Annotated in this window: 9 protein-coding genes; 7 read left to right on the forward strand and 2 right to left on the reverse strand. The window is 72.7% G+C overall.

Annotation, left to right across the window (positions count from 1 at the left end; translation table 11 throughout):
* Positions 1-110 precede the first annotated feature (110 nt).
* The 6 genes from HW577_RS15545 to HW577_RS15570 all read left to right on the forward strand — a co-directional run bounded on the left by HW577_RS15545 (position 111) and on the right by HW577_RS15570 (position 4,927).
* The gene (locus HW577_RS15545) at positions 111-473 is read left to right on the forward strand and encodes a DUF423 domain-containing protein (protein WP_198377066.1); all 363 of its coding nucleotides are present in this window, start codon (positions 111-113) and stop codon (positions 471-473) included.
* A complete protein-coding gene (locus HW577_RS15550; RefSeq protein WP_198377067.1) occupies positions 470-1,378 on the forward strand; it encodes an SAM-dependent methyltransferase in 909 nt (302 codons plus the stop codon). The genes HW577_RS15545 and HW577_RS15550 overlap by 4 nt, the downstream gene beginning before the upstream one ends.
* Positions 1,379-1,616: 238 nt before the next feature.
* A complete protein-coding gene (locus HW577_RS15555; protein WP_198377068.1) occupies positions 1,617-1,922 on the forward strand; it encodes an EF-hand domain-containing protein in 306 nt (101 codons plus the stop codon).
* A gap of 86 nt (positions 1,923-2,008) precedes the next feature.
* A complete protein-coding gene (locus HW577_RS15560; RefSeq protein ID WP_198377069.1) occupies positions 2,009-2,869 on the forward strand; it encodes a YihY/virulence factor BrkB family protein in 861 nt (286 codons plus the stop codon).
* A gap of 34 nt (positions 2,870-2,903) precedes the next feature.
* Positions 2,904-3,992: an enolase C-terminal domain-like protein gene (locus HW577_RS15565; protein WP_198377070.1), complete on the forward strand. Its 1,089-nt coding sequence runs from the start codon at positions 2,904-2,906 to the stop codon at positions 3,990-3,992.
* Positions 3,993-4,006: 14 nt separating this feature from the next.
* Positions 4,007-4,927, forward strand: a complete 921-nt coding sequence (locus HW577_RS15570; RefSeq protein WP_198377071.1) for an NAD(P)-dependent oxidoreductase — start codon at positions 4,007-4,009, stop codon at positions 4,925-4,927.
* Between the two features lie 201 nt (positions 4,928-5,128).
* Here HW577_RS15570 and HW577_RS15575 read toward each other — a convergent pair whose 3' ends face one another.
* Positions 5,129-5,746 carry a DedA family protein gene (locus HW577_RS15575; RefSeq protein WP_198377072.1) on the reverse strand — a complete coding sequence of 206 codons (618 nt, stop codon included), beginning with the start codon at positions 5,744-5,746 and terminating at the stop codon, positions 5,129-5,131.
* Positions 5,747-7,435: an ArnT family glycosyltransferase gene (locus tag HW577_RS26920; RefSeq protein ID WP_198377073.1), complete on the reverse strand. Its 1,689-nt coding sequence runs from the start codon at positions 7,433-7,435 to the stop codon at positions 5,747-5,749.
* Between the two features lie 159 nt (positions 7,436-7,594).
* Here HW577_RS26920 and HW577_RS15585 point away from each other — a divergent pair.
* Positions 7,595-8,137 (forward strand): transcription antitermination factor NusB (locus tag HW577_RS15585; RefSeq protein ID WP_332837736.1); only part of this gene is annotated, 543 nt, incomplete at its 3' end.

The following is an 8,137-nucleotide window of genomic DNA, read 5'->3' on the forward strand; positions in this document are numbered from 1 at the left end:
TGCGACGCCTGTTCGGCCGCGCCTGAGCCCCCGGACGCGAAGCGTGGCCCCCGGCGCCACGGGAACGGGCCCCCTGGCCGCGGCGCGCCGCAGCGCGTAAGCCGTCCGCCATGCACAGGATCTGGATGTTCCTCGGCGCGCTTGCCGGGCTTGGCGCCGTCGCGCTGTCCGCCTGGGCGGCGCATGGCACGCCCGCGGGGTTCGAGGGCGCGCAGCGCCGGGCCGTCGACAGCGCGCTGACCATGCAGGGCTGGCACGCGCTCGCGCTTCTCGCCGCGGGGCTGATGGCCGAGCGGGGGCGGGGGCTCGCGCATCTGGCTGGGGCCTTCTTCGCGATCGGCGCCGCGCTGTTCTGCGGGGCGGTGTGGTGGACCTCGCTCGGCGGGGCGCCTGTCGGGCCGGTCGCGCCGCTGGGCGGTACGTTGCTGATGGCGGGCTGGCTCGCGCTCGCCCTGGCCGCGCTCAAGCGGTGATCCGCGCCGCCTACCTGGCCGCGGAGGGGTTCGAGGCCGAACTCGCCGAGGACCTTCGCCGCGCCGGCGCGGCCGTCTCGGCCTGGCATGGGCGGCTGGCCCTGTCGCCCGACCCGCCGGCGCCCGCGCCCTGGGCGCTCGATATCTGGACCGAGCCGCGCGAGATCGAGGTCCCCTCGGTCAAGGCAGGGGCGGATGCGCTGCGCGCCATCCAGCGCAACTGGGCCCATTACCCGCTGCTGCATCATCGCCGCTCCGCCCTGCTGGCCGAGCGCCTGCCGCCGGTGAAGGCGCGGCCGCTGGTGTTTCCGGAGCCTGCGCCGACCGCCCATCTTGGCGCCTGGACGCTGCTCGCCCCGGACCGGATGCTGGCCAGCCCCGCCAAGACCAGCCCCTTCGTGAACGGGGAGGTGCTGTTCGCCGAGGACCGGGAAGGCCCGCCATCCCGCGCCTACCTGAAATTGTGGGAGGCGCTGACGCGGCTGGGCCGGCATCCCGGGCCGGGGGAGACCTGCCTCGACCTCGGTGCCGCGCCAGGCGGGTGGACCTGGGTACTGGCGCGGCTCGGCGCCGAGGTGACGGCGGTGGACAAGGCGCCGCTCGATCCGGCCATTTCCGCCATGCCCGGCGTTTCCTGCCGGCAGGAGAGCGCCTTCGGCCTGGACCCCCGGCAGGAAGTGCCGGTCGACTGGCTGTTCTCGGACATCATCTGCTACCCGGCCCGGCTGCTGGTGCTGGTGCGGCGGTGGATGGAGGCCGGCGCGGCGCGGAATTTCGTCTGCACGCTGAAATTCCAGGGCGAGACGGACCATGCGACGGCGGCGGAATTCGCCGCCATTCCCGGCGCGGTCCTGTTCCACGGGTTCAACAACAAGCATGAGCTGACCTTCGCCAGGCTCGGCTAAGTGTCGGGGGGAGAAGGGAACTTCTCCCCCCGAACCCCCCTCAACCTTCTTTGTGACAGACAAAAAGGGGAGGGCTTGGGGGTCCCCGCGGTGTTGCGCAGCAACGTCGTGGGGTCCCGGTTCGGGGAGGTTCCCCTCCCCCGGCCTTGCTCTGGCACGCCCCATGCAATGTCCCCGATGCGCCAGGACGGCGCCGCCCGGCAGAAAGACGGGTGCCACCATCACGGAGAGTGCAGCCATGCAGATCGTCCCCGACCGGGCCCCTACGGCGCCGCAGGCCATCCGGGCGTTCCGCATGCAGAGCCAGCAGGATGCGGCTCGGCTTCAGGCTGCCGGCGCGCGACAGGACTTCGCCGCCACGCTGCAAGGATTGCGGCCGAGCCCCGCCAACATGGCGGGGCCGGGAACACCCACGGGCAACACGCTCGCCGCCATGCTCCAGCGGCTGGATACCGACCAGGATGGACGGATCACGTCGCTGGAGCTGCGCGCGAGCGGTAAACTTGAGGAGCCGCCCCGCGCGGCCGGTGTCCCGACGCGCTGACATCCGCGCGCAGCTTTTTGGCCCACCCCGGCGCGGGCCGGCGATGAGGCTTCCCTGACACGCCACGAAGGCGCTACGCCGGCGGCATGGATTCCCTGCCGCCCGCCACCCCACGCGCCGGCGCCATGGGCATCGCGCGCCGCGTGATGCGTGCGGCGGCGTCCGACCGCATTTCGCTGACCGCGGCGGGCTGCGCCTTCTACGCCATGCTGGCGCTGTTCCCGGCGATCTTCCTGCTCGTCCTGCTCTACGGCTTGGTGTTCGACAGGGCGACGGTCGAGCCGCAGCTCGAGGTGCTGCGGGAACTGGTGCCGGAGGAGACCTTCGACCTGATCGCCGCCCGGCTGCATGAGCTGGTGGAACAGCCGCGGCCGCGCCTGGAATGGGGAGCCATCGTCTCGGGCGGTGTTGCCATCTGGTCGGCCTCGGCCGGCACGCGGGCGATGCTGGGCGCGCTGAACATGGCGCATGGGGTGGAGGAATCGCGCAACTTCTTCCTCTATCACCTGCTTGCCATCGGCATGACGCTGTCCATCACCATCGCGGCGACGCTGGCGATCGCAGCGCTTGTGGCACTGCCTGGCGTGGCGGCGCTGTTCAGCCTGCCGGCGCCGCAGGCGCTCACGCTGCGGGCGATGTCGCTGGGCACGCTGCTCGGGCTCGTCTTCATCGGGCTGGTGGTGGTCTATCGGCTCGGGCCCTCGGGGCGGCATCCGGGGCTGCTCTGGACGCTGCCCGGCGCGGTGGTCGCGACGCTGCTCTGGGCCGTGGCGTCGGCCGGCTTCACGCTCTATGTCTCGAATTTCGCGACCTATGACCTGATGTACGGGCCGCTCGGCGCGGTCGTCGCGCTGCTGATGTGGTTCTGGGTCAGCGTCTATGTCGTGCTGCTGGGGGCGGAGCTGAATGTCGCGCTGATGGTCGCGCACGCCTCGACGCCGCGCTGAGGCGCGGGCAGGATCGGGGGCGGAGGAACCGCCCATGACGCTGCCGAGGATCGCCGACATCCGCGTGCGCGCGGTCGATGCGCCGCTCGACCCGCCGCTGCGCAACAGCCTCAACACCATTGGGCGCGCGCCGCTCGTCATCGTCGACCTGCGCACCGCGGATGGCGCGGCGGGCACGGCCTATGTGTTCCCCTACACGCCGGCCGCGCTCGGCCCGACCGCGGCGCTCGCGCGCAGCCTCGGCGCGGGGCTGGTCGGCAAGCCGCTCGCGCCCGCGACGCTGTGGCGGGAGATGCACGATGCCGGCCGCATCCTCGGCACCGAGGGGCTGGTGCAGATCGCGCTCTCCGCGCTCGATATGGCGATGTGGGATGCGCTGGCGGTGACCGCCGGCCTGCCGCTGTGCGAGCTGCTGGGGGCGGAGGCGCGCCCCGTTCCGATCTATGCGTCCCTGCGCGGCTGGGGGGCTTCGATGCTCGCCGAGGAAGCGGGGCGCGCGGTCGCGACGCTCGGCGCGCGCTGGATAAAATTCAAGGTCGGGCAGAAGCGGCTGGAGGACGACCTCGACACCGTCCGCGCCGTGCGGGCCGCGGTGGGCGACGAGGTCGGCATCCTGGTCGACTACAACCAGGCGCTCGACCTGCCGGAGGCCGAGCGCCGCGGCCGCGCGCTGGAAGCCGAAGGCGTGCGCTGGCTCGAGGAGCCGCTGCCGGCGCAGGACGATGCGGGGCTCGCCGAACTCGCACGGCGGCTGACGCTGCCCGTGCAGGGCGGCGAGAACTGGTGGGGGCCGGCGTCGATGCAGCGGGCGCTTTCCGCTGGCGCGGTCGATTTGTGCATGCCGGACGCGATGAAGATCGGCGGCGTAACCGGCTGGCAGCGCGCGGCGGCGATCGCGGCTGCGCATCGCGTGCCGATGTCCTCCCACATCTTCGTCGAAGCCAGCGTGCACCTGCTGAACGCGACGCCGACCGCGCATCTGCTGGAACACCTGGACGTGGCGGGGCCGCTGCTGGCGGAACCGCTGCAGGTGAAGGACGGCATGGCGCTGGTGCCCGACCGGCCGGGCATGGGGCTTCTGTGGGACGAGGCGGCGCTCGCGAAGCACGCCGTGGACGTGTGAGAGGAAACCGATCGATGCGCGCAGCCTTCGTCGACGCCAACGCTTCCCTTGCCGACGTGATGCGCCGGCTGCACCGCCCGGACGACCTGCCGGTCGCGATCCACGAGGACCCGGACATCACGCCCGAGGCGCTGCCCGCCATGCTCGCCGGCGTGCAGATCGCGATCGACGACCACACGCATTTCCCGGTCGATGTCGTGAAGCGCTGCCCGGACCTGAAGCACATCGTCTTCCTCGGCACCGGCGCGCGGTCCTACATGGACCCGGAGGCGCTGGAAGCCGAATGCGGCGTGAAGGTCCACATCATCAAGGGTTACGGCGACACCGCGGTCGCCGAGATGGCCTTCGCGCTGATGTGGGGCGCGGCCCGCGGCCTCGGCCTGATGCACCACGCCATCAAGGGCGGCGGCTGGCCGCGCACGGACGGGATGCAGCTCACCGGCAAGACGGTGGGCATCATCGGCTTCGGCGGGATCGGGGCGGAGATGGCCCGGCTGTGCGCCGGCGCGGGGATGAAGGTGCTGGCCTGGAACCGCACGCCGAAGACCGCGCCGGGCGTCACCTTCACCGACATCGACACGCTGCTCGCGGGCAGCGACGTTGTCTCGCTGCACCTGCTGCTGAACGACGAGACGCGCGGCTTCCTCGACGCGGCGCGCCTCGCGCGCATGAAGCCCGGCGCGCTGTTCGTGAACACGGCGCGCGGGGCGATCGTGGATGAGGCGGCGCTGACGGAAGCGCTGCGCAGCGGGCGCATCGGGGCTGCGGGGCTGGATGTGTTCGTGGAGGAACCGCTGCCGGCGGGACATCCGCTCGCGGCACTCGACAACGTGGTCCTTGCCTCGCATTCCGCCTTCCGCACGCCGGAGGCGACGGACAACCTGATCGAGGCGTCGTTGGTCCATTGCCGGAGGATTGTGCGGGAAGGGGCGTAAGCGCGCCGGGGCTCTGCCCCGGACCCCGCCGAGGGCCGAAAGGCCCTCGGAACCCAATACCTGGGGCGCCCTTCGTCATCGCGCGGAGTCCCGGTTTCCAAAGGCCTTTCGGCCGATGGGACCCCAACGGACGATGCGTGCATCGTCTGTGGGAACCCGTGGCGGGGAGGCCCGGAGGGGCAGCGCCCCTCCGGAAACGCCTCACACCTTCCGCCGCCGCCTTGCCCTACGGAACGCGAACACCAGGTGCGCCACGTAGCCGCCCGCCGCGATGCCCACCACCACCCAGGCCAGCGGCTCGACCCACTTCTCGACCTTGTCGTAGTGGTCCTCGAGGAAGAACCCCGCCATCGCGAGGAAGGTCAGCCACACCAGCGACCCGAGCGAGGTCCAGAAGTAGAAGATCCCGCGTGGGATCTCGACCATCCCCGCGGGCACCGAGATCAGCGTCCGCACCCCCGGCAGCATCCGCCCGAAGCAGATCGCGATCGGGCCGAAGCGGCGCAGAAGGCCCGTCGCACGATCCAGGTCCTCCTCCTCCACCGCGAACCACTTGCCGTAGCGCGCGACCAGCGGGCGGAAGCGCTCCACGCCCAGCCAGCGGCCCAGCTCGTACCAGACGATGTTGCCCGCGACCGTGCCGGCCACGGCGAAGACGATCAGCCCGATCAGCGACAACTCGCCCCGCGCCGCCGCGAAGCCGGCCGCGGCCATGATCAGCTCCGACGGGATGGGCGGGAACAAATTCTCCAGCACCATCAGCGCGAAGACGCCCGCCAGCCCGCCGGCCGCGACCAGGTTCGTCACCCACTCGAACATCTATTCCACCTTGAACAGCGAGAGCGTGACCCAGCGCCCGCGCACATAGTTCAGGCCGGTCACCGAGCCGAGCTCGGCGACCGTGAGGCCCCGCTCCGCCGCGGCGCGGCGGAAGGCCGCTTCCTGCCGGTCGTTCACGGCGGCAATGCGGCCATCCCCGCCGGCGAGGAATTCCGCCGCCGCCGGCCCGTCCCGCAGCAGGCGGATGGCCCCGCCCATGGCGAATTGCAGCGACGGCTCGTGATGGCCGACCACGCCGAAGCGCTCGGGCGGCAGGCGTGGCGCGACCTCGGCCACGCGGGCGGCAAGCCGCGGGGAGATCCACACCGCCTCCATCCGCGGAATCGTACCTTCCAGCACGGAGGCATAGACCGGCACGACCAGGATCGCGCCGGCCAGCGCCGCCCGCCCCCAGGCCTGCGCGCGGGCGAGGCGGAACAGCAGCACCGCCATGACGATGCCGGCGAGGATGCCGGCCACCGCCATCGGCTTGAACCGGTGCTCCACCACATAGACCGCCACCAGGAAGGCGAGCGGCAGCCCGACCGCGACGCCGGCCAGCGCGACATTCCCGAGCCAATGGACCCAGCGCGGCGGCTGCGTCCGCAGCGGGTCCATCGCCCAGCGCGCGCCGAGAAGCATCAGCGCCGGGAAGGCGGGCAGGACGTAGTGCGGCAGTTTCGTCTGCACCGCCTCGAACAGCAGCCAGGTCGGCACCGCCCAGGCGAGCAGGAAGCGCACCGGCGCCTGCATCCGCTCCGTCCAGGCGCCCGGCAGGCTGCGCAGCACGATCCAGGCGGAGGGGAAGGCGGTGATGCCGAAGATCGCCGCATACATCCCCGGCGGGCCCCAATGCGCTTCCTCGCCCGAGCCCACCTTGTCCAGCATGTCGCCGCCCAGGGCCTCGCCGAAGAAGCGGCCTTCCGTCGCGATGCCGATGGCGACGAACCACGGGGCAGCGAAGGCGACCATCAGCGGCAGGCCCCAGCCCGCGCGCAGCGCCGGCAGCCAGGGCGCGGACAGCCGCCAGAACCGCGCCCCGGCGGGCCGGTCCATGATGGCGAGCGTGAGGCCCGCCAGCAGCGGCACCAGCGGCGCGATCGGCCCCTTGAGCAGCACGCCGAGGCCGAGCGCCGCCCAGAACCCCGCCGCCATGCCCGGCGTGAACCGGTCCGGCGCCAGATAGGCGCGCCCCATCAGCCCCATCGCGACGGTGATGGCGGCCAGCAGCGCCGCATCCGTCTTGGCGATGTGGGTTTCCACCACCAGCACCATGCACGGCGCGAGCATCGCCGCCGCGACGAAGGCCGCCCTGCGCCCGACCAGCGCGCGGCCCAGCAGGCAGGTCGCCAGCACGGCGATGATGCCGCCGAGCAATGACGGGATGCGGTAGGCCCAGATGGAATTGCGCGCCGGGATGCCGACGGCTTCCAGCCCGTGCACCACGGCCGATTGCGCCCAGTGGATGCCGGCCGGCTTCTTGTTGCGCTCCACATCGCCGAGCCGGATGCGCACGTGGTCCCCGGTCTCGACCATCTGGCGCGTGGCCTGGGCGAAGCGGCTCTCGTCCCGGTCCCCCTGGGGGATGGTGAAGAAGCCGGGCAACCAAAGCAGCAGGCAGAGCGCGACGAGCCACAGCGCCGGCCGTCGCGTCTCCGGCAGCCGGTCGAGGAATTCGGCAGCGCGCATGGTGGCGGGCGTCTAGCGCACTATCCGCCCCGGGGGAAACCGCGACCGGCGCCCCGTGGCGGACAGCCGGGCGGTTGCCGGGGGGCTAGCGCCGGCCGGCGCCGCGTCCTGCGGGCCCCGCTCTGGCCTGCCGGGGCGCGGGGTGCCATGAAGCGCGCCGTGACACCTCCACCCCCCGGCTTGCCCACGCGCCGCGCCGCGCGCGACCTGATCGCCGCGTCCCTCGACGACCGCCGCCCGCTCGAGGACGCGCTGGAAGGCCTGCCCCGCAGGCTGGACCCGCGCGACCGGGCCGCCGCCCATCGCATCGCGGCGATGGTGCTGCGGCGCCTCGGCTCGATCGAGGAGGTGCTGTCGCCCTACCTGCGCAAGGAGCCGCCGCCGCCCGCGCGCCACGCGCTGCGCATAGGCGTGGCGGAACTGCTGCTGCTGGACACGCCGCCTCATGCCGCGGTCGCGACGGCGGTCGCGCTCGCGCCGAAGGCCTTCGCGGGGCTGGTGAATGCCGTGCTGCGCAAGGTGGCGACGGAAGGCCCGGCGGTGCTGGAGGGGCTGGACGCCGCCAGGCTCGACACGCCGGCCTGGCTCTGGGCGGCCTGGCATGCGGCGTATGGCCCGGCGGTGCGCGCGATCGCCGAGGCGCATCGCGGCCCGGCGCCGCTCGACCTGACCCCCGCGCCGGGCGCGAGCCCGCCGGCGGGG

This window comes from Neoroseomonas rubea, from assembly GCF_016106015.1.
Classification (GTDB): domain Bacteria; phylum Pseudomonadota; class Alphaproteobacteria; order Acetobacterales; family Acetobacteraceae; genus Neoroseomonas; species Neoroseomonas rubea.

Coding starts and splice junctions, on each gene's coding strand:
- HW577_RS15545 (WP_198377066.1), top strand. CDS start 111: ATGCACAGGATCTGGATGTTCCTCGGCGCGCTTGCCGGGCTTGGCGCC.
- HW577_RS15555 (WP_198377068.1), top strand. CDS start 1,617: ATGCAGATCGTCCCCGACCGGGCCCCTACGGCGCCGCAGGCCATCCGG.
- HW577_RS15560 (WP_198377069.1), top strand. CDS start 2,009: ATGGATTCCCTGCCGCCCGCCACCCCACGCGCCGGCGCCATGGGCATC.
- HW577_RS15565 (WP_198377070.1), top strand. CDS start 2,904: ATGACGCTGCCGAGGATCGCCGACATCCGCGTGCGCGCGGTCGATGCG.
- HW577_RS15570 (WP_198377071.1), top strand. CDS start 4,007: ATGCGCGCAGCCTTCGTCGACGCCAACGCTTCCCTTGCCGACGTGATG.
- HW577_RS15575 (WP_198377072.1), bottom strand. CDS start 5,746: ATGTTCGAGTGGGTGACGAACCTGGTCGCGGCCGGCGGGCTGGCGGGC.
- HW577_RS26920 (WP_198377073.1), bottom strand. CDS start 7,435: ATGCGCGCTGCCGAATTCCTCGACCGGCTGCCGGAGACGCGACGGCCG.